Source organism: Commensalibacter sp. M0133 (genome assembly GCF_016101485.1).
GTDB lineage: Bacteria > Pseudomonadota > Alphaproteobacteria > Acetobacterales > Acetobacteraceae > Commensalibacter > Commensalibacter melissae.
Genome location: NZ_JACFQI010000001.1, coordinates 705,621 through 731,024, shown reverse-complemented (window position 1 = coordinate 731,024; position 25,404 = coordinate 705,621). Strand labels below are relative to the sequence as shown.

Here is a 25,404-nt window from a genome sequence, read left to right as displayed (position 1 = left end):
TGATTAACGACGGGATGAATTGTAATTATTAACTGGTTGCTGACGATATTGTTGGTTTTGATAGTACTGATTATTATAATTGGGTCCTGGACGATTAGGTGTTGTCAAAGCGCCAACACCTGCCCCTAACGCTCCACCAGATAAAGCTCCAATAGCGGCTCCTCTTCCCCCTCCTGCAAGGGCCCCGATGGCTGCTCCGGTTCCGCCACCAATAAGTGCACCAGTTCCTGCCCTTCCACCAGCACTATAGCCATTATCACAGGCAGTTAAAAAAGAAACAGATAATATAACGGTTGAAAACCCCAAAAAAGTTTGTTTGCTAACTCTAAACATTTATAAATTCTCCTTGTTATTTATTTATATAAAACATGTTTTTTGTCATTTTTATGAAAATTTGATTTTTGATTATTAAAATAAATTTTTAAAAAGACATAAAAAAGTCAGAATAAAACGTATAAACAGTGAAACATAAATAATATGCTAAGGGGGTTTAAATAATTATATTTTCGATTCGTTTTTATTTTTAAAATGATTTTTTATTTAAATGAGAAAAATATTAGTCAAAATAGGTAATTACATTGTAGGAAATGATTTTTTTACATTTTTTTTTAGTGAACGATACTTTAAAGTAAAAATAATATATAAGGCTATATAGCATTTGCCAGATAACGCTTGCTCCATTGGTTGTAAATGAGTAAGTCGAAAGGAAATACTGTGAAAAGTAGGGGTTGGTAATTTCTATCAAATTGTGATGATAGAAATTTAAGACAAATTTTTGTTAGAATTATAAGTTTGTTGTCGGGAGTTTTGGATGTTTTCTCGTCTGTTTGGTTTTATGTCTGCAGACATGGCAATTGATCTTGGAACGGCTAATACACTAGTCTATGTCAAAGGTCGTGGAATAGTATTGAATGAACCATCAGTTGTTGCCATTGCTGATGTTCGTGGGAAAAAGCAGGTTTTGGCCGTTGGGGAAGAGGCCAAAAATATGGTGGGAAGAACGCCTGGTAATATAACTGCTATACGGCCAATGCGGGATGGTGTCATTGCGGATTTTGAAGTTGCGGAAGAGATGATTAAGCATTTCATACATAAAGTGCATAATCGTCGTATGTTTGCCAGCCCGCAAATCGTAATTTGTGTTCCATCGGGATCAACGGCCGTTGAAAGGCGAGCTATTCAGGAAAGCGCAGAAAGTGCAGGTGCTCGACGGGTTCAGCTGATTGAAGAACCTATGGCTGCTGCAATTGGGGCCGGTTTGCCAGTTACGGAACCCTCTGGCAGCATGATTGTTGATATCGGAGGAGGTACGACCGAGGTTGCAGTAATTTCCCTAGGGGGAATTGTTTATGCGCGTTCCGTTCGAGTTGGTGGTGACCGAATGGATGATGCCATCATTGCCTATATACGTCGTAATCATAATCTTTTAATTGGAGAGAGTTCAGCGGAAAAATTGAAAATGGAACTGGGAGCCGCTATTCCCGATTCCTCCAAGGAGGATGGCGGGCCTTGGCGTGAAGTAAAAGGCCGAGATTTGATGAATGGAGTGCCAAGGGAAGTTTTGGTTTCCCAGGAGCAAATTGCCGATAGTTTGGCTGAACCGGTTTCTCAAATTGTCGAGGCAGTATCCGTTGCTTTAGAAAATACCCCTCCGGAACTGGCTGCAGATATTGTTGATAAAGGTATTATGTTGACAGGTGGGGGCAGTCAATTGCTTCGACTGGATGATGTTTTGCGACAGGCGACAGGGTTACCTATTATTGTTGCAGAAAATCCATTGGACTGTGTGGCTTTGGGAACAGGACGTGCATTGGAGGAAATGAAAAAGCTTAGGAATGTTTTAACAACTATGTATTAGTTGTTACGTCAACATAATTGAGAAAATATAAAAAATAGCGTTAATATTAATAAGCAATATACAGTTTGGTATATTGCTCATCTTATATATTAAGTAGCTGGTTTAAAATGAAAAATAACGTAAAAATATTACGATAATGATTCCTATATCCATTCAAATCAAGCAAGCGTTGGCAAAATTAATCTTACCATTCTTATTTGTAATGGCGAGTTTAATCATGTTGCTTGGTCAGGCAAAACCCAAATTAATAGAAGATATACGGTTAAAAGTTATTGATTTTCTTTTGCCTGCCTATGTTTTGGTGGAGAGACCGTTTGATATTGTTCATGGTTTTTTTCTGAATGTTAATACAGTTAAAAATATTTCTCAGGAAAAAAAGAAACTTGAAGAGGAAAATGCGCAACTTAAGGGATGGTATCATGTTGCAATAGGATTGGCAGAGGAAAATGTTGAATTGAAAAATCAATTGCATTGGATACCCGATCCGACAATATCCTATATTACCGCACATGTTGCCGCAGATGGAAGCGGAATTTATCATAAGGCAGTTTTGGTGATGCTACAACCGGGGCATGGCGTGCACGCCGGTGAAATTGCCTTGAGTGGTTTCGGTTTGATAGGTAGAGTGACAGAAATTGGTGATCGTTCTGCCAGGATACTCTTAATCAATGATCTTGCCAGTCGAATTCCTGTTAATTTAATGAGTTCACATGTACAGGCGATTATGGCTGGTGATAACAGTCTTTATCCCAAATTGATTTTTTACCCGGAAGATAAACCTCCAACTGAAGGGGAGAAAGTTTTGACTGACAATAAAGGAAATGCTTTTCCGACTGGAATTCCTGTTGGTTTCGTACATTATCTTGAACCTGGACATCCCGTTGTTGTGCCTTACACTTCATTGGAAAGTCTGAGAATTGTTCGAATTTTTGATTTTAAAAATTATGATATCATTCCACCTGATGCACCGGGACGTGTAAATCTGGCTAAAAAGAAGATGAAAACTAGGCCCGTCGCCAATCCTGAATTACTAGGCCATGATTAGGAATGATTAAAAAAGAAAAATCATCTGAAAGTAAAACACATAAAAGGCATCCAGGGATACGTCCTTCTTTAACGAGGTGTCAAAAAATTGATGCTGTCATTCGTTGGATGGTTCCTATGGGATTTAATCTGTTTGTAATTTTAATCTTTTCAGTTCCCTTGAATATTCCTGGCCGTAATGAACTTTTATTGGCTATTGTGATATCATCGGTTTATTTTTGGTCAATTTATCGTCCAACTTCCATGCCGGCAATTGGTGTTTTTTTTCTGGGGTTTCTTATTGATCTCCTAAACTTTTCCTCACCTGGTGTTGTGATTTTCATTTTACTTATTGTTTATGGAATGGCAATCACGCAGCGTTTTCGTCTGGCAAGATATAATTTTTTAATAGTCTGGTTAATTTTTTCAATAATTGCATTGAGTGTTTTTTTTATACAATGGCTGTTGATTTCTTTGTTAAGTTTAAAGCTGGTTTCAGTTTCATACTTTATATTTGAGATGGTTTTTGCTATAGGATTTTATCCGCTCTTATCAATCATGTTTACCTGGGCCCATCGTACCATAGCTGATCCCGAACAGGTGTAGAACAACTTGTAAAATGAAGAAAAGATTACCCTATCGTATCAGAAATGTATTGTCAGATACGAATTCGCGACGTGTATTTACGCGGCGGGCAATTTTGATTCTAGCGGCTCAAACAGGGATCTTGTCTTTATTGGCTAATCGTCTTTATAAATTGCAGGTTGTAAATGGCGATCGATATATAAAAATGGCCAAGAAAAACCTTATAAGCAAAAGGTTATTGTCTCCACCTCGTGGACGTATCCTTGATCGTTTCGGGGCTATTCTTGCCAATAACAAGATAAATTGGAGGGCCATGCTTATACCTGAAGAAACAGACAATGTTTCTGATGTGATAGAACGGTTTGCTGATTTAATTTCCTTGGATGAGCATGATTATGCCCGTATACAATGGAATTTGGATCATCAACGTCGTTTTATACCCATTATGTTGAAAGATTTTCTGTCTCGTGACGAAATGACGATTATCGAGGTGAATTCGCCTTCCCTACCAGGTATTGTCATTGATGTGGGTACTAAAAGACTTTATCCATTGGAAGGTTTGTTGGCTCATATTGTCGGTTATGTAGCGCCCCCAAATGATAAAGACATTGCACAGAATACCATTTTGGCTTTGCCAGGTATGCGAGTGGGTCGGTCCGGGATCGAGCAGACTCAGGAAAATGATCTATGTGGAAAGGCCGGTGAGGTTCAGGTTGAAGTAGATTCCGTGGGACATATCATTACAGAATTAGGCCATGTTGATAGTATCCAGGGCCAGGATGTGGCTTTGACCATTGATGTTGAATTGCAAAAGGAAATTTCCTCAATCGTCGCGGACCAATCCGCCAGCGCAGTTGTTTTAGATTGTCGGAATGGGGAAGTGATGGCAATGGTCAGTAATCCATCTTTTGATCCTTCCTTATTTGACAGTGGTGTCAGTCATGCACAATGGAAGACCTGGATTCAAGATGAAAGGAGTCCCTTAACAAACAAGGCAGTGGCAGGTTCTTATCCTCCCGGTTCAACCTTTAAACCTGCTGTTGCCCTAGCTGCGCTTGAAGCTTCAACGATTACGGAAAATACGCGTATTCATTGCCCGGGTTATTATGATTATGGGGGAAGCCGGTTTCATTGCTGGAATAAATATGGACATGGGTCACTTGATTTGCATGGTGCCCTAAAATATTCTTGTGATGTATATTTTTACGAGGTTGCCCGCAGGACGGGAATGGAAGCAATTCATGCCACATGTGATAAGCTCGGTTTGGGAGTGGAGTTGCCGATTGAGTTGACTCATGTGCGTTCCGGGTTAATTCCCACTCCTAAATGGCGTGAGTCCCGAGGACATCACTGGAATGTAGGTGATACAATCGTCAGCGGTATTGGACAGGGATTTGTTCATGTAACCCCATTACAGCTTGCCACTTATGTGGCGAGAATTGCCACGGGTAAAAAAATTGATCCGCATCTTATTAGGAAACGTAATAATATTTTGGTTCCGCAAGCAGATCCAAATTATTGGCAAAAACTGGATATCAAGCCTGATTTTCTAAAAATGATCAGATTTGGAATGTATGCTGTAGTCAATGAAAACAAAGGTTCGGGTGCAAAAGCAAAAATGGATTATCATGGTATGTTATTGGCTGGAAAAACGGGTACGGCACAGGTAAAGAGTGTTTCCCGTGCATTGAGAGAAAGTGGCCATTTCAATTCTGCTAATTTGCCATGGAAATATCGTCCTCATGCGTTGTTTATTTGTTTTGCCCCTTATGATGATCCACAATATGCGATTTCTTTAATTGTTGAACATGGTAATGCTGCGGCTTCTGTTGCGGCGCCTTTGGCACGTGAGATGATGGTTGCAACATTAAAGTGTGATCCTGCAAAAAATTGGGAAAAAGATCAGTCTAAAAATACAAGAACGGAAACAGGTGATTCAAAACCATCTGAAGTTGAATGAAGTATAGACATAATGGTTTTTGAGAAACGTTTATTAAGAGCAGAACCAAATTTTAGAATTCTGGGCAAGCTTTGGCGAGTTAACTGGTTGTTTGTTGGAATGATTTGCCTTCTTGCAATGGTTGGTTATTTTGCCCAATATTCCGCTGGGGGAGGATCTTCCCATCCTTATGCTCATTCACAATTTGTTAAATTTTGCGTGGGTTTTATAATCATGATAGGGTTGGCGTTAACTCCTCCGCAAATATTGGTAAAACTGGCTTGGCCTCTTTATGGACTGGCTGTAATGTTATTGGTTGCAGTATTGCATATGGGGCATGTGGGTAAAGGAGCAGAGCGCTGGATTATAATTGGTGGTATTGCCTTGCAACCTTCTGAATTAATGAAAATTGCCTTGGTTCTTTTATTGTCCAGCTGGTTTTACAAAATTAGCTGGAAGCAGATGGCAAATCCATTACGCCTGATTATTCCTGCAATCCTTGTATTATTACCTGTTGTTCTTGTATTAAAAGAACCGAACTTGGGCACAGCGGTTATTATAGGTTGTATAGGGGCTGTTATTTTTTTTGCGGCAGGTATGCGCTGGTATTTGATTCTTTTGTTACTAACACCGATCCCGTTTGTCATGAAGTTGGTTTATAATCATTTGCATGATTATCAGAAAGCGAGGATTACCACTTTTATGCACCCTGAAAATGATCCATTAGGAGCGGGATATAATATCATCCAGTCAAAAATAGCATTGGGATCTGGTGGAATGTGGGGACAGGGATATTTGCATGGTACACAGGGGCAATTGAATTTCTTACCAGAAAAACAAACTGATTTCATCTTTACGATGATTGCAGAGGAATGGGGTTTTGTGGGGGGAATCTGTGTTATAGGGTTATTACTGTTAATTATTGTGGGGGGCATGGTTATCGCCATGCGGTCACGTAATCAGTTTGGTCGCTTGCTTGCATTGGGGATCACGATGAATTTCTTTTTTTATTGTGCAGTTAATCTTTCAATGGTTATGGGTGCCATACCCGTGGGGGGTGTGCCGTTACCAATGGTATCCTATGGAGGGTCAGCCCTGCTGACGGTAATGTTTGGATTTGGTCTTTTATTATCTGTACAAGTTCATAAAAATTCAACATTTGGTGAAGATCAATCTTATAAAAAGATATAACAATGACTGGAATATTACCTGCGACAAATAAAATTAGATCTAACTATATTAAAAGTATATATCAGGCTGGAACTGTTAAAATCAGAATAGGGCACTATCCTTTAAATTTACCCAAACGCTATAAAAGTAAGAAACTGGTTATGATGAGTGCCTGTAACCCGGGAGGAAGAATAAAGGCCAAGGGATGGAACAAGCGCATGATGCAAAAACTTTCCTTGTATTTGTCAGGCTATGATTACAGAAAAGGGACAGGAACTTTAAGAAATTTTTCAGAGCCATTATTTATGGTTACCATGGATCCCAGCAAGGCGATCGTATTGGCGAGAAAGTTTCGTCAAAACGCGATTGTTGTTATACAAGATCAACGATTATCGCGTTTGGTATTTCTGAATTGATGGAACTAGAAAACAAAGTTCACCGCCATTTGAGGCTGAACAAAATTATTTGCATTATGCCCATCCACGGTTAAAGCCGTTCCAACAATAATACCTATGCGGGTGGAGGGGTTGTATTCGATTGCTGGTGCAACCTGAATGTCATGGGAGGCACCATTTACTTTATGTTGATAGGAATTGGGTTTATCAAGGTAACTCCCTTTTATTCGAGTGCCCTTTGCCCAATCATAAACAAGGTCAAAAGCCATTAACCATTTTTTGTCCAGACCATACTCCAGGGAAAAACCTGTATTGCCAAAAAGTTTTGATCTTGCATTTCCACGAAATCCAGTATCAGTGCCGTAACTGCTAATATTGCGGAGATTAACGGAATTCAGAGGTTCCCTGCCCATACCCCAAACACGAACTCGAATGGCTTTATCAAATACCTGATATGCGGCTTGGGACTGCAATCCAAATCTCAGCGTATAATTGCCTGTTCCTGCACCGTCCAAATGACGACCAAGATTGTTATAATTGCCTGTTGGAAAGATCATGCCAAGGACAGTAGTTAGGCTAGGTTGGTAATGGGCATCTTCTTGATCAATCCAACGATATTGAATCTCAAAAGGTAAATCTGAGAAATGAACTGTACTAGCTGTTGTGTGACCGTTCCAGGTATAGCGGATCTGGGGCACAATCTGAACTGACAGGCGATCGGTTGCTGCATATTTAACTAATGTATAATTCAGGGTATTGTCAGTTCTATGTTTGGAATTTTTGGTTTTTCCATTTGCCTGATAGGCACCACGGCTTATTGTGTTTTGCATATACGGTTCGATAACAAAAGTCCCGGCATTGACCAATGCCCCGGATGGTGCCAACAAGGAACCCGTATATCTTTGTTCCTGTAAAATTTTGGAACCTGTATCTTCCTTGTTTTCCTCTTGTGTAGCTTCAAGCGCAATGTCGTTCGGGACAGCGTATATGTTAACAGAAGGGGTGAGTAAACCGAGAAAACCAAAACAAAAATAACTAATTTTAATTCTGTTTTTAAGCATACGAAATAGAATACAGGAATTGCTGAAAATTTGAGTCATAAAATGGCTCCTAGTCAGGGATAATTCATAATGCTTCTATAAAATGACCTTATAATTGTTATAAATTATAAGGTTATCAGATAGTTGCTTATTCTATATAGTTCAATCGCTTACGGTTGCAATATTGATGAAAAGTTAAATTTTATCAGATTAAAAAACGATGTTCACGGCACATTGAGGTTGAATGAAATCATTGGTATTATGGCCGTCAACGGTCAATGCCGCACCAGCGATAAGTCCAACGGCCGGTGTAAAGTTATATTCTATACCAGGAGCGATTTGAAAATCATGAGAGGCACCAGTGATATGGCGTAAATAACGCTGGTGATTATAATTTCCCTTAATATGTGTCCCCTGAGCCCAATCATACTGAAAGTCAAAGGCTAATACCCATGCTTTGGTTATTCCAAATTCAAATGAAAATCCGGCGTTGCCAAATAAGCCACCTCTGACTGTGCCTGCAAAACCCTGATCTGTACCATAGTTGCTTATCCCCTTGATATTTCGGTGATTAATAGGTTTTCGACCTACACCCCACCAGCGGAAGCGTATGGCGCGATGAAATATTTCATAGGCAGCTTGGGAATGAAGACCAAAACGTAGGGTATATTGTCCACTTCCAAAAGCATCAAGGGAACGGTTCAACTGATCAAAATTGCCGGTAGGAAAATTCATGCCCAGGAAAGTCGTGAAACTGGGTCGATAATGTGCGTTATCCTGGTCAATCCAGCGATATTGAAATTCTACAGGCAAGTCAGAAATATGTACACTGCTGGATGTGGTTTTACCGTTCCAGGCATAATTAACCTGTGGGGTTGCCTGAATGGTCAGATTATCGGTAATGGCGTATTTGATCAAAAGGAAACTATCCGCTGAATCTGTCCTGTGTTTGCTATTTTTGACACTGCCATCAGATTGATAGGCCCCACGGCTGATTGTAGATTGGAGATACGGTTCCAAAGCAAGGATACCTGCCTTGGTAATGGCACCTGAAGGGGAAAGAAGGGAACCCGTATATCGTTGTTCATCCAATACATTGACACTGTCGGATATATTATTGATTGATGAATTGTTTATATCGGATTTAGACGCATTGCTTGCATATGTGTAATGTGAAGTAAATATCACTGAGATGCAAATTAACGAAAAATTTATTTTAGTATTATTGCAAAACAATAAAAATTGAGATACAGGGGTTTGTATGAAACGACGATGCATCAAAAAATTCCTCAATCAAAGTTATGGGGAAAACATAAATTATAAAGATTTTTTATGATTAAATAATTTCAAGTGATCAATTAATAGTATTTATAACCATTTGTAATTAGTAAAGATTAAATATTATATTTGTTAAAATGGATTAAAATATTCATTTAATTGTTATCTTAAGATAAAATTGATCAGCAATGTAATAAAATTATTTGTATTCATGTTATCAATCTATAAAAAAATTTTATTTTAGCAAGAGATAAAAAAATTTTGTTATTCTACATCATCTTTTGGTCGATGACCAACCGTAACATCAAGTTTGATGGTTTTCTTGTTGCGCCTTATTGTCAGTTGTAAATTTGATCCAGGGTGTGCAATGGCCACTGTTTTAATAAAAGTACGAATTGTGTCTACATGCTGATCGTCAATTAATTCAACACGGTCATTAATTTTGATTTTTGCCTTGTAGGCCGGGCCATCCAGATCCAGATCAATAATTTTCACTCCATTGTGTCCAGAATCCTCTTCAAGGGTAACACCAAGCCATCCGCGGTCAATAAATCCTGTTTTACATAGTTGAGTAACAATGGGGGCAGCGATTTCAGAGGGGATACCAAAACCAATTCCAACAGAACTGCCGGTAGGGGAAACAATTGCGGTATTCAAGGCGACAACTTGTCCGGCAAGGTTAAAGGATGGTCCACCAGAATTTCCCGGATTCATTGGAGCATCCAATTGCAAAAAATCATCAAAAGGGCTGGAACCAATATCGCGACCACGAGCTGATACAATTCCGGCAGTGACGGAAGAACCAAGGCCGAAAGGGTTTCCTGCAGCAAGAATCCAGTCACCAACCTCCACTTTGCGACTGTCACCCCATTGTACATAGGGAAGGGGATGATCGCTATCAATTTTGATGACTGCTATGTCTGTGAGAGAATCATTACCGATAACTTTTGCTGTGAAACGTTTTCCATTCGTAAGATAAACTGTTATGTTGTTGGAAGTCCCGATTACATGCGTATTGGTTACTATGATCCCATGGGGATCAATGATAAAACCAGACCCAGCTTCTGTAACCCTACGGTTGCGGGTATGTTGACGTTGCCTGAATTCTTTTTCAAATGGTGTTCCCTTTAAGGAGGGTGGTATATGAATGTTTCTGGATTGTTTTGTATATATATTTTGGGAAACCGAAATGTTAACAACGGCTGGTACAACTTTTTTCACTAGCGGGGAAAAGGTCAGAGGCCCATTTTCTACAAGTGGTGTTGCGGAGGCCGTAAATGTGTCGGATGGAATGACTGTTTTTGATGGTTCGATATCTTTTTTATTTATATCCTGGGCATAGACGGGAAAATTGAATAAAACAATAATGAGATAAGTCTTGAGATTGAGACCTAGCTTTTTTTTTATCTGGTTTGAATATTCAATTGGTACAAACATTATTAATCTATTCAAAAAATTTAAGTTATTAAATAAACTATTATTCGTCATTCATGGGATTTTCTGGCCAGTGATGTTTGGGATAACGCCCCTTCATATCTTTTCTCATATCTTTCCAACCCTCTTTCCAAAAATTATTCAAATCACTGGTTACTGCTTGAGGTCTATTGGCTGGGGACAGGAGACAGCATTGTAATCGAATTTGTCCTTTTGCAATAGAAGGAGTATCTTTTATACCATAAAATTTTTGTGCATGTGCCGAAATAATGGGTGCAGGTTGTGTATAATCAATATAAAATTTATTATGATTCAATATAATAAATTCAGGAAATAACCGATTTAGTTTTTGGCAAATATCATAACCAAGATAGGCTTCGAGAATATTTTTTAAGTCTATTTTTTTTAGATCTTTCAAATTATTGATTTGTGTGATCCAGGGGGATAACCATTTTTCAATATGCACTTCAAGCTTGTCATCAGTTAAATCCGGAATTTTTTCTTCTGTTAAATATTGTCTTGCCCATGAAGCACGTGACTGTAATTGTTTTGTAGCCTCGTTCCAGTTCAAAGCCTTATAAAAATTGTTTTTAACATAGCTAAGCAAGACCGGATAAGCCTTTTCAGCTGGGGCTATATCGTTTCTGTCTTGTAAAATAAGCCGCCCAAATTTTACTTGTTTTCGGGCAATGACTTTTCCAGTGGTTGGGTCAATAGAAATATTTTCTACCTGACGGGACCGATTAAGGATAAAATCGGGAAGAATATCGGAATTCATGCGTGCTGCCAGACAGATTCTGGCTTTTTTCTGAGTATGGATATTTGCAACAATTAATAGTTTTTCCTTTGCCAATATATCTTGTTGAGAAAGATATGCACTGCCACCGCCTGCCAATCGGAATGATCCAATTTCATCACGTTTTTGTGCCAATCGGTCGGGAAAAGCGGCGCATAATAATTTGGCAGGATTTCCAAGAGATTTTTGGGTGAGTGGTATTTTTAATCTTTTGCGATATTCCTGGCCTATATGGTGGATACGGTGCCATAATTCCTTATCATGTTGATTATGAGGTAGGGTTTGTAGCCAGTTCAGACGAGTTTGGATATCGCAGGATTGGTCATGATTTTTACGAAAAGGATCACGCTCTTCCAGTAATGCAGCCAGATCGGCCGCCAATGCCTTTTCTTCATTTGAGTTTGCTCTTAGCATCATTGACGCCAAACGTGGATGCGCACCGAATTGAATAATTTTTTTACCAAAATCAGTGATGAGCCCTTTTTCATTTAACGCACCTAATAAAGTCAGTAAATTGCTGGCCGCCTCAAGAAGGCCATTGGAAGGAAAATCAGGAAAGACCAATTCCTTTATTGAGGTTCCCATAAGGTCTGTCCATGTTTTGCAAATCAATAAAAATTCACTTAATTCACAGGATAATATTTCAGGAGAATCATGCGGGATAAAACTTCGTTCCATCGCTTGGGTCCATAGACGATAGACAATTCCCTCAGCTTCACGTCCAGCCCTTCCGGCCCTTTGATCAGCTGCTGCCCTGGATATTCTTCGTGTTAAAAGTCGTGTTAGTCCAGTGTCTCCGTCTAATTGAGGAGCACGACGAAAACCTCCATCAATGACAATCCTTACGCCAGGAACGGTTAGGGAAGTTTCAGCAATGGAAGTGGTCAAAACTATCCGCCTTTTATCTTTGGCACTGACAGATCGCAAGGCCTTGTCCTGTTCTGTGGAATGTAATTCGCCATACAGAGGAAGAACTTCAGCATCTGGTAATGCAAGCATATTCATTGTGCGATGAATTTCGGTAACGCCTGGTAAAAATACCAGTATATTACCCTGATTTTTGTAATAAACATTCTCTATTTCCGCAGCGGTTATTTTGGGCAAATCTTTTATTGCATGAATATCTCTTTGTCGATGATGTATTGTTACAGGATGTATTCTTGATTTATTTTCAATAATCTGACAGTTTAATATTTTTTGTAGTTGAGACAAGGATGGTGTAGCCGACATTGCGATGAGCCTTAAATCCGGTCTCAGGTTTTTTTGAAGATCACGACACAAGGCAAGACAGAGGTCAGACTCAAGGGAACGTTCATGAATTTCGTCAAAAATAATGGCGGCAACTTGGTCAAGAAATGGATTGTTCAAAAGATGTCTTAAGAACAGTCCATGTGTAACAACCTCTATACGGGTTTTTGAACTGGCCACTTTTTCCATGCGGGTTCTGTAACCTATCGTTTGGCCAATGGTTTCATGATATAGACAGGCCATCTGTTTTGCTGCGGCTCGGGCGGCAATGCGTCGTGGTTCCAGCATGATAATCCTATGTCCGTTTCGCCATGGAGCCTGTAATAATGACAAGGGTACAAGGCTTGTTTTTCCTGACCCTGGTGAAGCTACAAGAATACAGTTCTGATGGGTAAGTAGATGATCATGGAGTTCTGGTAAGGTATTCTGTATTGGTAGGGAAATGGGATCAGGTTTAAACATAGGTTGAGACTAGTCGATAAAATGCCTTGGTGACATGAATGATTATTAATTTTGTTTATCTCATCTTTAAGATAAAAATGGAATATTATTGACAGGGACAGGATTAAATCAAGTGCGATTCTGGATTACTATATTATTGATTGTAATAGGGTTTAACACGCATGTTATTTGGGGTAAAGAAAGCGATAAAATCTTTAAAACGCATGTTGAGGCAAGTATCATCAGTGCAAGCGATTTCAATGATGATGTTGATCGGTCTTTACTAGCCCTTAAAATCAAACTGGAGCAAGGGTGGCACACTTATTGGCTGAATCCGGGAGATGCGGGAGAGCATGCTTCGTTACAAGTTTCAATCAACCATGATAGAAAAATTATATTTCCAAAAATAGAATGGCCTGTTCCCAAGCGGTTGCTTGAAAAAGGTTTATTGTCTTACATATATGATGGGGAAGTTATTTTACCTTTTTATCTTCATATTCCAGAATCCTATCGTGCCAAAGATCTGCATCTTCATATCAAGGCGACGTGGTTGATTTGTGCCAATATCTGTGTTCCCGTGCAGGCCGAATTTACAATTGATCTACCAAAAGGAAAAATCAATCAGGCAAATGAAGCGATCTTAATTCAAAAAGCACTGAATAATAAACCCAGGCATTTGCAACATAATTTATTCATTACACCAAATGGAAAATTGTGGGGCAATAAAACAGATCCTCTGTTTGATCAAGTGCAGGATGCTTGGTTTATGCCAGAAAGATCAGGATTAATTGATCAAGATCAAAAACAGCATTTTAAAATCAATCCAGAATATTTTGAATTGAAATTGCCCCTATTATCAAAAAAACGACTTGATCACTCCTTAGCTGGTATCTTGGCATTGAAGAATTACAATGGCAAGATTCATTACTGGTCAATTCATCCCATAATTAAAAAGAAACCTGTCTCACATATTCTGAATCTATTTTTATTGATCAGCAGTGCCTTTCTTGGTGGGTGCCTGTTAAATTTCATGCCTTGCGTTTTTCCTGTCATTGCCATGAAATTATTATCCTTAAGTCGTTTGGGAAATAAAAACCGTGCCTATCAATACCGATCATGTCTGTCATACACGGCAGGGATCTTAAGCAGTTTTACGGGTATATCGCTCATATTTATAAGTCTGCGCTGGATGGGAAAACAGATAACATGGGGTTTCCAGTTTCAATCGGTTTCATTTTTGATAATTCTATGCTGGTTATTATTTATCATTGCCTTAAATCTTCTGGATGTCTTCACGATAAATTTTTCATTTTATTCAAGAACAAATTCATCCTCTTACCTTTCTGATTTTTTTACAGGTATTCTTGCTGTCTTGGTTGCAACACCTTGCACCGCACCATTTATGGGTATAGCTGTAGCAGCCGCCTTAAATAGTTCAGCCGAAAAAACTTTTTTTATATTTATAGGAATGGGATTGGGTCTATCCTTTCCCTATTTGCTATTGGTTTTTATTCCAAAATTGACCCGTTTTTTACCGAGACCAGGAATATGGATGGAAATATTGAAGCAATTTTTGGCATTTCCCCTATTACTTAGCTGTGTGTGGCTGGTATGGGTAATTTATCAGCATGATCAGTCTATATCTTTATTAACTGTTTTGTTAGGCTGTGTTTTAATTGGATTTGGAGCATGGTTATTGGGTAAAAATCAGTTATTGCGATATAAAACTGCTACACGTGTATTTCAAAGGGTTTCCAGTATCACGCTTATTCTGATTTTCATTTTGTTAGGGGGTATGATCACGGAAATGAATCTTGTGCAATCCTCTAATGAAACAGTGGAAAATAGGGAATATATGGTATTTTCATTAAAGAATGTTCAGCAATTGCAGATTGATCATAAAGCTGTATTTGTTAACATGACGGCAAGTTGGTGTCTAACATGTCTCGTTAATGATAAGGTTGCCTTATCCAACCGAAAAGTAAGAGACTATTTCCATCGTCATCATATTCAATATGTGATTGGTGATTGGACACATCACAATAATGAAATCAGTCGTTTTCTAAAACAGTTTGGACGGGAAGGGGTTCCACTTTATATCTATTATCCTGCCTATGGAAACCCCAGGGTGTTGCCCCAGATCCTGACCCCGGATTTGGTGATAAAAAATATTGAAAATGTTAAAAATTAAAAATCGAAATAATAATTACAAGTAGTGAAACAACTCATAAAGTGATAAATTGCCATTGAAAATATAATAATTATAAATGGATATCAAGGTTTGCACAAATGAAGGTAGGGTTATTCATTCCATGTTATATGGATGCATTGGAACCTGAAGTTGGTATTTCAACTTTAAAGTTATTGGAACGTTTTGATCTGGATATTACATATCCTTTTGATCAAACCTGTTGTGGTCAACCCATGACTAATACGGGGTGTCATAAAGAGGCTGCCGCGACTGAAACCCTGTTTGTGAGGAATTTCTCGCAATTTGATTATATTGTCATGCCATCGGGAAGCTGTACGCATCAGGTTCGTTCCAATTTTGATGCCATCGAACAGACTGATGAGGTAAAACATGTCAGAACGCATACTTATGATCTGGTTGAGTTTCTGCATGATATTCTCAAGATTGATTCTTTTCCCTGGGCGTTTTTTCCCTACAAGGTTGCCATTCATAATAATTGCAATGCATTGAGAGGACTAAGACATGCGAGCATGTCAGAATTAAGGGAACCATATTTCTCAAAACCCAGGGATTTGCTTGAAAAGGTAAGAGGAATTGAATTTGTTGAATTGACACGTCCTGATGAGTGTTGTGGTTTTGGGGGAACCTTTTCAGTTTTTGAGGAGGGTGTTTCAGCAAAAATGGGTCAGGATAAGGTTATGGACCAATATAATAGCGGTGCAGAATACGTAATTTCCGTAGACAGCTCTTGTCTCATGCATCAGCAGGGATGCGCGCAACGGATGAAAATTCCCGTGAAATATGCCCATATTGCACGCGTTCTGAATGGAGATCTACAATGAATGTCAATATTAATTCAGACGTGAATGATGTGGCGCTTCAACATGAAGTTGGTGCAAGGGGTGCGGTTGTCAAAGGTAATAAACCCATAGATCAGCTTGAAGCCGCCAATCGCTTTATCGCTGCGCAGGCCCACGAGAAAATGCATGATAACCGTTTATGGGATTTACGTAAAAAGCGTGATGCGCAAATGCATCTTATCCCAGAATGGGAGGAACTTAGACAGTTGGCTTCGGATATCAAGGAGCACACGCTTGATCATCTTGCTCATTATCTCGAAATGTTTGAAAAAAATGCCAAAGATAATGGTATTCATGTTCATTGGGCACAAAATGCTGAAGAGTGTAATTCGATTGCCATCGAGTTGATGAAAAAACGACAGACCAAAATTTTAGTGAAAAGCAAATCCATGCTTGGGGAAGAATGTGGTTTGCGAAAGGCTGTGGAAAAGGAGGGGATCAACGTAATTGAAACGGATCTGGGTGAACGGATCCAGCAATTGGACAATGAGGATCCAAGTCATGTTGTTGTTCCGGCTGTTCACAAATCCCGTACGGATGTTTCCAGGGTTTTTACCAGAACTCTCGGGGCACAGGCGGGCAATAATGATATACATTATCTTGCCGAAACCCAGCGCGAAACAAATCGCCCCTTGATCCTGAAGGCAGAAGCTGGCATGACAGGAGGAAATTTTTTGGTTGCTGAAACGGGTGCGGTGGTTGTTTGCACGAATGAAGGGAATGCCGATCTTTCTGCCAATACACCCGGGTTGCATATTGTAACGGTCGGAATTGAAAAAATAGTTCCAGGGCTTGAACATCTGGCAGTATTCATTCGTTTATTGTCACGTAGTGCGCTAGGTTCCCCAATAACACAATATACATCTTATTTCCGGGGGCCCAGACATCATGGCGGGGAAATGCATGTCATACTGGTCGATAATACGCGTTCCACCCGTTTAGCTGACAAGAAATTCAAGGCAGGCTTGAAATGTATACGATGTGGTGCCTGTATGAACACATGTCCCGTGTTTCGTCGTAGTGGTGGATTAAGTTATGGAAGTACCTATGCAGGGCCAATTGGTTTGATACTTAGTCCGGGATACAATGCCCATAAATTTCGCAACCTTCCCTTTGCCTCAACCTTGAATGGCAGTTGTTCCAATGTCTGTCCTGTTAAAATCAATATTCATGAACAAATTTTTGAGTGGCGAGAGACATTGGCAGAAAAGGGTGAATTGTCCCTTGCAAAAAGAATATTGATGCAGGCCGCCGGGAAAATTTTGGGCAATCCGGTCCTGTATAGGGCCGCGATAAAAAATGCCGATCGGGCATTGAAATATCTCCCACATTTTATTGTTTACAATAATCTCAATAAATGGGGAAAACAGAGGGACTTGCCACCTGCACCCAAGGAGACCTTTCATGGCTGGTATGAAAAGAATTATCTGAAAAAGGAAAGCGTTAATGAATAGTCGTGATATCATTTTGGGCAAAATTCGCAAGGCCTGTGTTGATGAATATGTTAAGCCTCCTTCTGTTCCCTTGTTTCACCAGAATGATCTTGATTTGATAAAAAAATTTAAGAAAGTTTTTGAGCGGATGGGGGGTGAATTACTGGAAAATCATGCCGATAATCCTTTTGAGTCGATTTATGAAAAACTTTCAAACGCAAAGAATATCTGTTCTGTTGTTAAGGAAATAAAGGGTGATTATAATATAACGGATCAAACGCCTCCGAATAGTTTGCATGATATTGACTATGCAGTTGTCAGGGCAAGTTTTGGTGTGGCTGAAACAGGATCTGTTTGTCTTACCGAAAAAGATCTGGTTGTAAATACTTTGGGTTATTTGCCGCAACATCTGGTCGTTTTATTGAACAGCTCCGAAATCGTGGAAAACCTGCATGATGCGTATGCACGTCCGGAATGGAGGCGAAATCATTATGCAGCACTACATACAGGTCCCTCGGCCACCGCAGATATTGAAGGGGTATTGATCCATGGCGCCCAGGGTGTACGTTCACTTTCCTTGTTATTGCTTTAGAATCTAGTATTTTTTGGAAATGGCTGATTGAGGCAGTGTTCCCAATACCCCAACAGGATATTTACCTTTAGTTGAAGAAACAGGTTGTGTATCATGGACTGGGGGTGCGGCAGATTCATTGTTGGGAATGCCATCAGGGAAAACAGCATTTAAATCTGCGTTTGAAGCAGGAGGTTTGTTGGTGGCAGGTGCTATATTCCTGTGATCGGGAGGGGACATATCATGTTTTACAGCGGTTGAAGATGCCTTATCATTCAAATCCTGTGTTTTAATTGAGTCTGAAATTGGTGTGCCTGTGGCATCAACAATCCAGGGCTCCAAATGATTGCGAATTTGATATTCTAGTTCCACATTGACATCTTGCATCATTTTTTGGGTAATATCATATAAATTTGCTCGGCTATCTAAGTCTCCCTTATTATGATCAGTCTGGTATGTATGATTTGTACTGACCTGAATTGAGCCAACTTTTCTATTATTGTTGTTATAAATATCGAGACGAATATCAATTTGCCCGTATACGGCATCATCACTGTTTTCTTGCAAAGAAGCTCGGCTGATTGTAAATATAGCCTTTCCGGATGTGCCTCTTGCTTTAAGACGATTATTAACCATGTTATTCAAGGCCATGGCGGGAGGGGTCGGGCTTAAATTGGAAATATCCCTTGGATATTGATTTGCGTTAGAATGATCCTGTATGCTTATTTGTCCAACATTCAGGAATATAGGGGTTAGGTAATCATATGTTAGTGGTGCATATTGAGTGGTATCTTTATGTGCACAAGCTGATAATATCACGACCGGACTAATCCATAAAAATGCAGATAAATAAAATTTAAATCGATATGATAACGATTTGCGTAATTCGAATGACATGACAACCCCCTGATATTTATAAATTCATTAATGCTGGTTACGTTAAAACAGGTTAATTGTACGTATATATTTAACCTGTTTATCATGATATAATCCTATTCCAAAATTTAGTCATGATAACAAATCTTTTGAAAAAATTATATCATATTACTATTCCAATTTTATGAATGATATAATTTGTTTAGAATAAAATATGACAATGATTATGATAAGAGAGTTAAAAGCTTATTTGTTTGAAACAATACGAAGAAATCATAATTTTATTAGGTGTTATTTATTAAAACAGTTTTTTATCTGTTTTTTGGTCATTTAAAAATTAAAAAGTGAATATTATAATTAGTAAAAATTCTATAGAATTCACATTTGTTTTTATTCAACAAATAGAAAATTTTAACATTATTTTGAATTTGCTTATTAATCGATATTATTTTTATTAGATTTCTTTACGAGAAAAAATAAAATCGTAACAGCAAAATTCGCATGTCATGATAATTTTTCCATTTTCTGCCATGCTATCAAGTTCATCTTTGGAAAAATTGTTCAAGACCTCTTGTAACCTTGATCGGGAACAACGACAACCATAAGCGACACTTTTCGGCTTGCCAACAGAAAATTCCAAACTGTTGAAAAGACGATAAAGTAATTTTTCTGAAGCCAGATTTTTATCAAATAACTCTGAAGCTTTTAAAGTGTTGGCTAAAATACATATTGTTTCCCATTCTTTTTCATCATTTTCAGTGGTTGGTTTCAAAACGATTGAATTTTCATGGGCAATTTTTTCAAGAATTAGGCCGCCAGCTTGCCATTTATTTTGATAGCATTCGCAATATAATTGAATTGAATAGGGAAACTGCTCACTATTTTCAAAATAGTGACTGGCCATTTCTGCAAGCGTTTCTCCTGTCAGTTCAACCATTCCCTGATAATTGTCTTTTTTGTCATGTTGGTCTATGGTCAGAACGAATAATCCTTTTTTCAAAAGAATTTTAGCTGATGCATTTTCGGTAAAATCATTTATTTTGTCTTTGTCATAACGAATATAGAAGCGTAGCTCGCCTTTATGGGTACAATCAGCAACCAACATTGACACGACTCCCTCTCCCTTGATTTGCAAAGAAAAGGATCCCTCAAATTTTAATGATGAAGCCAGGCCAGCAACTAATGACAAAGCTTCACCTCCCAGTTTGGTGATACAGTCTGGGTAGTTGTGGCGTTCAAGAATGGAATGAGCTACAGGTCCCAAACGAATGAGCCTTCCTCTTGCCGAAGGGAAGAAAAAAGGCGTAATTCCCTTGCCGTAGGTAATATCTGGAACATTGGGTCGATCATTATTGGAATGGTGAAGGTTTTTCATGGTTATCTTCTCAAGAAAAAAACGAATAGCCGAGAAATCTTTTTTGAAAAGATAGGCTAAATATTGTCTATTTCAAGAATGGAATTAACGGGAGCCGTAATCACGCCAATTATCACCCATCAAAGCCCAAATCAGAATGGCTTTATGTGCGTGAAGACGATTTTCAGCTTCATCGAAAATAACTGATTGTTTACTTTCAAAAACCTCAGCGGTTACCTCTTCACCGATATGGGCAGGCAAGCAATGCATGAAAATGGCATCATGTGCGGCTAGTTTCATTAAATCGAGATTAACTTGATAAGGATGCAATAATTTCAAGCGTTGTTGTTTTTCAGAATCATTATCAGACATGCTAACCCAGGTATCGGTAACAATACAATCCGCATCTTTAACTGCCTCTTTTGGATCTGTGGTCAGCTGAATGTCTGCCCCCATTTCTTTGGCCCATGACAGTATGGTTTTTGAGGGCAATAAATCGGGTGGGGTGGCTAATTTAAGAGTAAAATCAAATTGTGCGGCAGCTTCAATGAAAGAATTTGCAACATTGTTACCATCGCCAACCCAGGCAATTACACGTCCCTTGATAGGACCTTTATGTTCTTCAAAGGTCATGACATCAGCCATGACTTGTCCCGGATGCGAGGCGGGAGTCAGTCCGTTAATAACGGGAACTGAACTTAATTGTGCCAATTCGGTCAAATGTTCGGTACAGCCTGTTCGAAGAACTATGCCATCCACAAATCTTGAAAGAACGCGGGCAGTGTCGGCAATGGTTTCGCCCCGGTCAATCTGCATTGTACTGGTTGATAAAACAATCGGATTACCGCCCAGTTGATGAATTCCAACCTCAAAAGATACGCGCGTACGGGTTGAAGGTTTGGAAAAGATAAGTGCGATTGAACGTCCTTTCAGAGGTTGGGCAGGATGTGAGGGATATTTTCTATCTTCCTGCATTCCTTTGATTTGAGAGGCGAGGGTGATAATATCTCTTAAATTTTGTTTACTAATATCTTTGAGTTCTAAAAAGTGTTTTATTTTTTTTGATTGAGAAATAATTGGGTTATTCATAGAAATTACTCATTGAACAGATTTCAGGTTTTTACGTAATTGCTCTGCAGCATTTCTTAACCGGTGAATACCATTCAGGCATTCCTCCTTGGTTATAATTAGGGGAGGAATTATGCGAATGACATTATTTCCTGCCAATACGGTCAGTAGATTTTGCTCTAGGGCCGCATTTTGTATCTCGTTTGCAGGAATGGCTCCCTTTAATCCCAATAAAAGACCCTTTCCGCGAACTTCAGCGTAAATATCTGGATAAATCTCGGTTAATTGTTGCAGTTGTTCCTTTAGATACAGTCCTGTTTCCCGTATATTTTTCAGGAATCCAGGTTTCAATATGATATCCATAACTGCATTTCCAGCCGCACATGCAAGAGGGTTTCCTCCAAAGGTTGATCCATGCGTTCCAAAGGTCATGTGTTTGGCGATTTTTTCCTTGGCAAGAAAAGCGCCCATGGGTACGCCTCCGGCGATACCCTTTGCCAATGAAAGAATATCAGGTTCAATATCTGTCCATTGATAGGCAAAAAATTTACCTGTTCTGCCAACTCCGCACTGAACTTCGTCAAATCCTAGGAAAAGATCATTCTCATCACAGATTTGTCGCAATGCTTTTAGAAAATCAGGAGAAATAACAGTGATTCCACTTTCGCCTTGTATGGGTTCGATCAGAAATCCTGCCGTATTCTGGTCAATGGCTTCTTTCACCAGGTCAATATCATGTATTGGAATATGTTTGATTCCAGGTATTTTAGGCCCGAAACCTTCCAGATATTTTTGATTGCCTGTCGCATTCAAAGTTGCAATAGTTCTTCCATGAAAAGCGTGATTAAAACAGATGATATCTGTTCTTTCTGGATGGTTGTTTTTATATTGGGCGCGACGAATAGCCTTTATGACTCCTTCGTTTGCCTCTGCCCCAGAGTTGCAAAAAAACACACTGTCGGCAAAACTTATTGCTATTAATCTTTCGGCTAATTTTATTGCCTGAGGAATTTGGTATAAATTGGAAACATGAATGACTTTTTTTGCCTGTTCCGAAATAGCTTTACACAAAAGGGGATGATTATGACCTAGAGATGATGTTGCAATTCCAGCCCCGAAGTCCAGAAATCGTCGTCCATCAACCGTAAAAAGCCACACGCCGTTTCCATGGTCAAAGGCAAGGTCTGCACGATTATAGGTGGGCATCAAAGCGGAAATCATAATCTCTCTTGTCGATTTTATTGAAGGAAACAGACATAATTAATGATTGAGAAAAAAAAGTCAATTTATTCCTAATATAATCAAGGGTAATTGATTGGATAATGTTTAAAGGGAAGTGATGCAAATCATGTCAAACAGGATACAGCTTCCTGACTTAAAAGAGTATGCACTGAATTATCTTGCCCGTTATAATAATACCGAGGCGGGATTGGTTAAACTTTTAAGACAGAAAGTCAATCGTTGGATTAAGCAAATTCAAAAGGAGGACGATCAAGATTACGATGAAATTCTCAAGAAGGCATACGATAAGATTGATCAGATTGTCAATGAATTGAAGCAAAATGGCGGTATTAATGATGACAGATTTATTTTTTCCAAAATGCCATCCTTGATCCGTGCGGGTTGTTCCAAAAAACAAATTCAGGGACGTTTTATACAAAAGGGAATCAATCCCTCCTTAATTCAGTCCTCCTTGCAAGAATATCATGATGATCATCTTGAGCTGCTATCCGCTTTGGCCTATGCACGGAAAAGGAAGATTGGACCATTTCGTCAGCGTTTGTTAAAAAAAACAGCTGAACTGAAGGATCGTGAACAAATGATCCTTGCAAGGCGTGGATTTTCGTTTACAATCTCAAAAGAAGTTTTATCGATGACCCATGCAGAGGCAGAAGAATGTATCAATAAAATACGTTCTTTATAGGGGAAAATGAAATCAGGATTTTTTGTTCGCGTCTTAATTATGTTTTTTGGAATTCTACCTTTGCTAGCTGCCTGTGGAGGGGGAAGAAGCTATCATGGCTCCTTGCAATGTGCACCCTATGCTCGCAAGATCACTGGTGTTGAACTTCAGGGGGCAGCCTATAGTTGGTGGTATCAGTCAAGAGGGAAATATTATAGAACCAAAAGGCCAGAACCGGGGGCAATATTGGTTTTTCGTAAAACTTCCAGATTGCCTTATGGGCATGTTTCTGTCGTAAAAAAACTTCAGGATTCACGCACGATTATTGTTGATCATGCCAATTGGGAAGCGCAGAGAATTGATCACAAGGCGCCAATTATAGATGTTTCATCACGTAATGACTGGTCTTTGGTAAGGGTTTGGTGGGCTCCTACGGGAAAAATCGGGGTCAAGCGATATGCGACTTATGGTTTTATTATTCCCAACAAGTCGTGATCAAGGCAACAAAAAACCGCGTGATTTGCAATTTGGTGTTAAAAGTAAAATATAGTATGATAATTTTAATTAAATTATGATATTTCCTGTGTTTAAGTTAGAAAAAGTCGATTGAATTTTCCGAAAATTGTCTGCATGTGTAAGTTGTGTAAGGAATAAATATATTATGGGCAGTATGAGTATTTGGCATTGGCTGATTGTATTGATTGTGGTTTTGCTGGTTTTTGGATCAGGAAAGATTTCAACATTAATGGGGGATCTGGCCAAGGGTATCAAGATTTTCAAGAAAAATATTGCCGAAGATGAAACCCCTTCCTCACAAAGCAAGACAATTTTGCCAGATGTCGACAATAAAGGAGATACCTCTGTTTCCTTTAACGATAATAAGGAAAAAACCCCTGTATCATCCGAAACACAGAAATAAGGTTTTGTTGTTTCAGAAGAGGTTTTAGATTAATAACGAAAGAAAATTTGCCGTTTATGACGACTATCTATACAAACGGACAGGCAATTCCGCTATCAGCCCGGGGTTCTGTAACAGCTTTGGGCAATTTTGACGGTGTGCATCGTGGGCACGCTTATTTATTGGAGACTTTAAAAAAACAGTTCCCAGACCGTTCTTTATCTGTAGTAACTTTTGAACCTCATCCAAGACAGCTTTTCGAAGGCAGGGAAATTTCATTTCGATTGACGAATGCAGAAGAACGAAATGCAGCCTTGTCCGCTCTGGGTGTTGAAAATATTTTTCAGATAACATTTGATCAAGAATTTGCTGCGCTAGATGCAAAGAATTTTATTCATCAAATTCTTTATAAATCATTCGGGATTTTTCATGTAGCTTGCGGTGAGGGTTTTGTATTCGGGCACAATCGTCAAGGAAATACCGATTTTTTGATTTCTGAAGCGGATAAACTGGGTATTGGCGTTACGATTGTAAAACCTTTGCAGGAAGAGGGAACTGTAATTTCTTCCAGCCTTATCCGTTCCTGTCTGAAAAATGGAAATCCTGAAAAGGCTGCCCATTATTTGGGTAGGATCTGGTGCATTCAGAATATAGTGGAGCATGGGGATAAAAGGGGCAGGACAATTGGTTTTCCAACTGCGAATTTACAGTTGGGTGAACAGGTAGAGCCCAAATGCGGGGTTTATGCGATTAAAATTCGGCTGGCTAATGGGAGAATGCATGAAGGAGTGGCCAATCTCGGATACCGTCCAACAATTGGAAAACAGACCAGAGCCTGTCTGGAAGCCCATTTGTTTGATTTTAACCAGGATATTTATGGTCAAAAGATTACTGTTTATTTGTATCATTTTATTCGTGATGAAAAACGTTTTAGTGATTTGAATGAATTGAAAAAACAAATAACCCGGGATGCAAATAATGCGAAAGAATTTTTTAAAATAAAAAATGACTCTGTTAATTCCTTGTAAAAAAGAATTATTAAT

Annotated in this window: 23 protein-coding genes; 14 read left to right on the top strand and 9 right to left on the bottom strand. The window is 39.0% G+C overall.

The window, feature by feature from the left end; genetic code table 11:
- Positions 1-3: 3 nt before the first annotated feature.
- A complete protein-coding gene (locus H3T46_RS03280) occupies positions 4-333 on the bottom strand; it encodes a hypothetical protein (RefSeq protein WP_196424861.1) in 330 nt (109 codons plus the stop codon).
- 478 nt (positions 334-811) lie between these two features.
- Here H3T46_RS03280 and H3T46_RS03275 point away from each other — a divergent pair, with 478 nt between their 5' ends.
- The 6 genes from H3T46_RS03275 to H3T46_RS03250 all read left to right on the top strand — a co-directional run bounded on the left by H3T46_RS03275 (position 812) and on the right by H3T46_RS03250 (position 6,991).
- The gene (locus H3T46_RS03275) at positions 812-1,858 is read left to right on the top strand and encodes a rod shape-determining protein (protein WP_110438296.1); all 1,047 of its coding nucleotides are present in this window, start codon (positions 812-814) and stop codon (positions 1,856-1,858) included.
- Positions 1,859-1,994: 136 nt separating this feature from the next.
- Complete coding sequence (mreC, locus tag H3T46_RS03270) at positions 1,995-2,903, top strand: rod shape-determining protein MreC (RefSeq protein WP_110438295.1); 909 nt, start codon at positions 1,995-1,997, stop codon at positions 2,901-2,903.
- A 2-nt stretch (positions 2,904-2,905) separates the two neighbouring features.
- On the top strand, positions 2,906-3,487 hold the full coding sequence (locus tag H3T46_RS03265) for a hypothetical protein (RefSeq protein ID WP_230873081.1): 582 nt from the start codon (positions 2,906-2,908) through the stop codon (positions 3,485-3,487).
- A 13-nt stretch (positions 3,488-3,500) separates the two neighbouring features.
- Positions 3,501-5,426 carry a penicillin-binding protein 2 gene (gene mrdA / locus H3T46_RS03260; protein WP_122123821.1) on the top strand — a complete coding sequence of 642 codons (1,926 nt, stop codon included), beginning with the start codon at positions 3,501-3,503 and terminating at the stop codon, positions 5,424-5,426.
- Between the two features lie 12 nt (positions 5,427-5,438).
- On the top strand, positions 5,439-6,596 hold the full coding sequence (gene rodA / locus H3T46_RS03255) for a rod shape-determining protein RodA (RefSeq protein WP_155580679.1): 1,158 nt from the start codon (positions 5,439-5,441) through the stop codon (positions 6,594-6,596).
- A gap of 2 nt (positions 6,597-6,598) precedes the next feature.
- Positions 6,599-6,991 (top strand): DUF3293 domain-containing protein, encoded by a 393-nt coding sequence (locus H3T46_RS03250; RefSeq protein ID WP_155565698.1) that lies wholly within the window; start codon positions 6,599-6,601, stop codon positions 6,989-6,991.
- A 5-nt stretch (positions 6,992-6,996) separates the two neighbouring features.
- Here H3T46_RS03250 and H3T46_RS03245 read toward each other — a convergent pair whose 3' ends face one another.
- The 4 genes from H3T46_RS03245 to hrpB all read right to left on the bottom strand — a co-directional run bounded on the left by H3T46_RS03245 (position 6,997) and on the right by hrpB (position 13,228).
- A complete protein-coding gene (locus tag H3T46_RS03245) occupies positions 6,997-8,070 on the bottom strand; it encodes a hypothetical protein (protein ID WP_198197383.1) in 1,074 nt (357 codons plus the stop codon).
- A gap of 150 nt (positions 8,071-8,220) precedes the next feature.
- A complete protein-coding gene (locus H3T46_RS03240) occupies positions 8,221-9,288 on the bottom strand; it encodes a hypothetical protein (protein ID WP_198197382.1) in 1,068 nt (355 codons plus the stop codon).
- Between the two features lie 264 nt (positions 9,289-9,552).
- The gene (locus tag H3T46_RS03235) at positions 9,553-10,725 is read right to left on the bottom strand and encodes a S1C family serine protease (RefSeq protein ID WP_155580677.1); all 1,173 of its coding nucleotides are present in this window, start codon (positions 10,723-10,725) and stop codon (positions 9,553-9,555) included.
- Positions 10,726-10,765: 40 nt separating this feature from the next.
- The gene (hrpB, locus tag H3T46_RS03230) at positions 10,766-13,228 is read right to left on the bottom strand and encodes an ATP-dependent helicase HrpB (RefSeq protein ID WP_198197381.1); all 2,463 of its coding nucleotides are present in this window, start codon (positions 13,226-13,228) and stop codon (positions 10,766-10,768) included.
- Positions 13,229-13,316: 88 nt separating this feature from the next.
- Between hrpB and H3T46_RS03225 the strand changes: the two genes are divergently transcribed.
- The 4 genes from H3T46_RS03225 to H3T46_RS03210 all read left to right on the top strand — a co-directional run bounded on the left by H3T46_RS03225 (position 13,317) and on the right by H3T46_RS03210 (position 18,283).
- Positions 13,317-15,398 (top strand): protein-disulfide reductase DsbD, encoded by a 2,082-nt coding sequence (locus H3T46_RS03225; protein ID WP_198197380.1) that lies wholly within the window; start codon positions 13,317-13,319, stop codon positions 15,396-15,398.
- Between the two features lie 98 nt (positions 15,399-15,496).
- The gene (locus H3T46_RS03220) at positions 15,497-16,240 is read left to right on the top strand and encodes a (Fe-S)-binding protein (RefSeq protein ID WP_198197379.1); all 744 of its coding nucleotides are present in this window, start codon (positions 15,497-15,499) and stop codon (positions 16,238-16,240) included.
- Positions 16,237-17,712 (top strand): lactate utilization protein B, encoded by a 1,476-nt coding sequence (locus H3T46_RS03215; RefSeq protein WP_198197378.1) that lies wholly within the window; start codon positions 16,237-16,239, stop codon positions 17,710-17,712. Before H3T46_RS03220 ends, H3T46_RS03215 begins: the two co-directional genes overlap by 4 nt.
- Positions 17,705-18,283, top strand: a complete 579-nt coding sequence (locus H3T46_RS03210; RefSeq protein WP_198197377.1) for an LUD domain-containing protein — start codon at positions 17,705-17,707, stop codon at positions 18,281-18,283. The genes H3T46_RS03215 and H3T46_RS03210 overlap by 8 nt, the downstream gene beginning before the upstream one ends.
- A 3-nt stretch (positions 18,284-18,286) precedes the next feature.
- Here the strand turns inward: H3T46_RS03210 and H3T46_RS03205 are convergent, their stop codons facing one another.
- From H3T46_RS03205 to H3T46_RS03190, 4 genes are all read right to left on the bottom strand, one after another.
- Positions 18,287-19,159, bottom strand: a complete 873-nt coding sequence (locus H3T46_RS03205; protein WP_198197376.1) for a hypothetical protein — start codon at positions 19,157-19,159, stop codon at positions 18,287-18,289.
- 433 nt (positions 19,160-19,592) lie between these two features.
- Complete coding sequence (locus tag H3T46_RS03200) at positions 19,593-20,513, bottom strand: Hsp33 family molecular chaperone HslO (RefSeq protein ID WP_198197375.1); 921 nt, start codon at positions 20,511-20,513, stop codon at positions 19,593-19,595.
- Between the two features lie 84 nt (positions 20,514-20,597).
- Positions 20,598-21,581: an ornithine carbamoyltransferase gene (gene argF, locus H3T46_RS03195; protein ID WP_198197374.1), complete on the bottom strand. Its 984-nt coding sequence runs from the start codon at positions 21,579-21,581 to the stop codon at positions 20,598-20,600.
- A 9-nt stretch (positions 21,582-21,590) separates the two neighbouring features.
- Complete coding sequence (locus tag H3T46_RS03190) at positions 21,591-22,781, bottom strand: aspartate aminotransferase family protein (RefSeq protein ID WP_198197373.1); 1,191 nt, start codon at positions 22,779-22,781, stop codon at positions 21,591-21,593.
- Positions 22,782-22,899: 118 nt separating this feature from the next.
- On the opposite strand from H3T46_RS03190, the gene H3T46_RS03185 reads away from it, so the two are divergent.
- The 4 genes from H3T46_RS03185 (at position 22,900) to H3T46_RS03170 (ending at position 25,389) form a co-directional block, all read left to right on the top strand.
- The gene (locus H3T46_RS03185; RefSeq protein WP_155567105.1) at positions 22,900-23,484 is read left to right on the top strand and encodes a regulatory protein RecX; all 585 of its coding nucleotides are present in this window, start codon (positions 22,900-22,902) and stop codon (positions 23,482-23,484) included.
- A 6-nt stretch (positions 23,485-23,490) separates the two neighbouring features.
- On the top strand, positions 23,491-23,958 hold the full coding sequence (locus H3T46_RS03180) for a CHAP domain-containing protein (protein ID WP_230873080.1): 468 nt from the start codon (positions 23,491-23,493) through the stop codon (positions 23,956-23,958).
- A gap of 166 nt (positions 23,959-24,124) precedes the next feature.
- The gene (locus H3T46_RS03175; protein ID WP_155568297.1) at positions 24,125-24,382 is read left to right on the top strand and encodes a twin-arginine translocase TatA/TatE family subunit; all 258 of its coding nucleotides are present in this window, start codon (positions 24,125-24,127) and stop codon (positions 24,380-24,382) included.
- Positions 24,383-24,438: 56 nt separating this feature from the next.
- A complete protein-coding gene (locus H3T46_RS03170) occupies positions 24,439-25,389 on the top strand; it encodes a bifunctional riboflavin kinase/FAD synthetase (protein ID WP_198197372.1) in 951 nt (316 codons plus the stop codon).
- Positions 25,390-25,404: the final 15 nt, after the last annotated feature.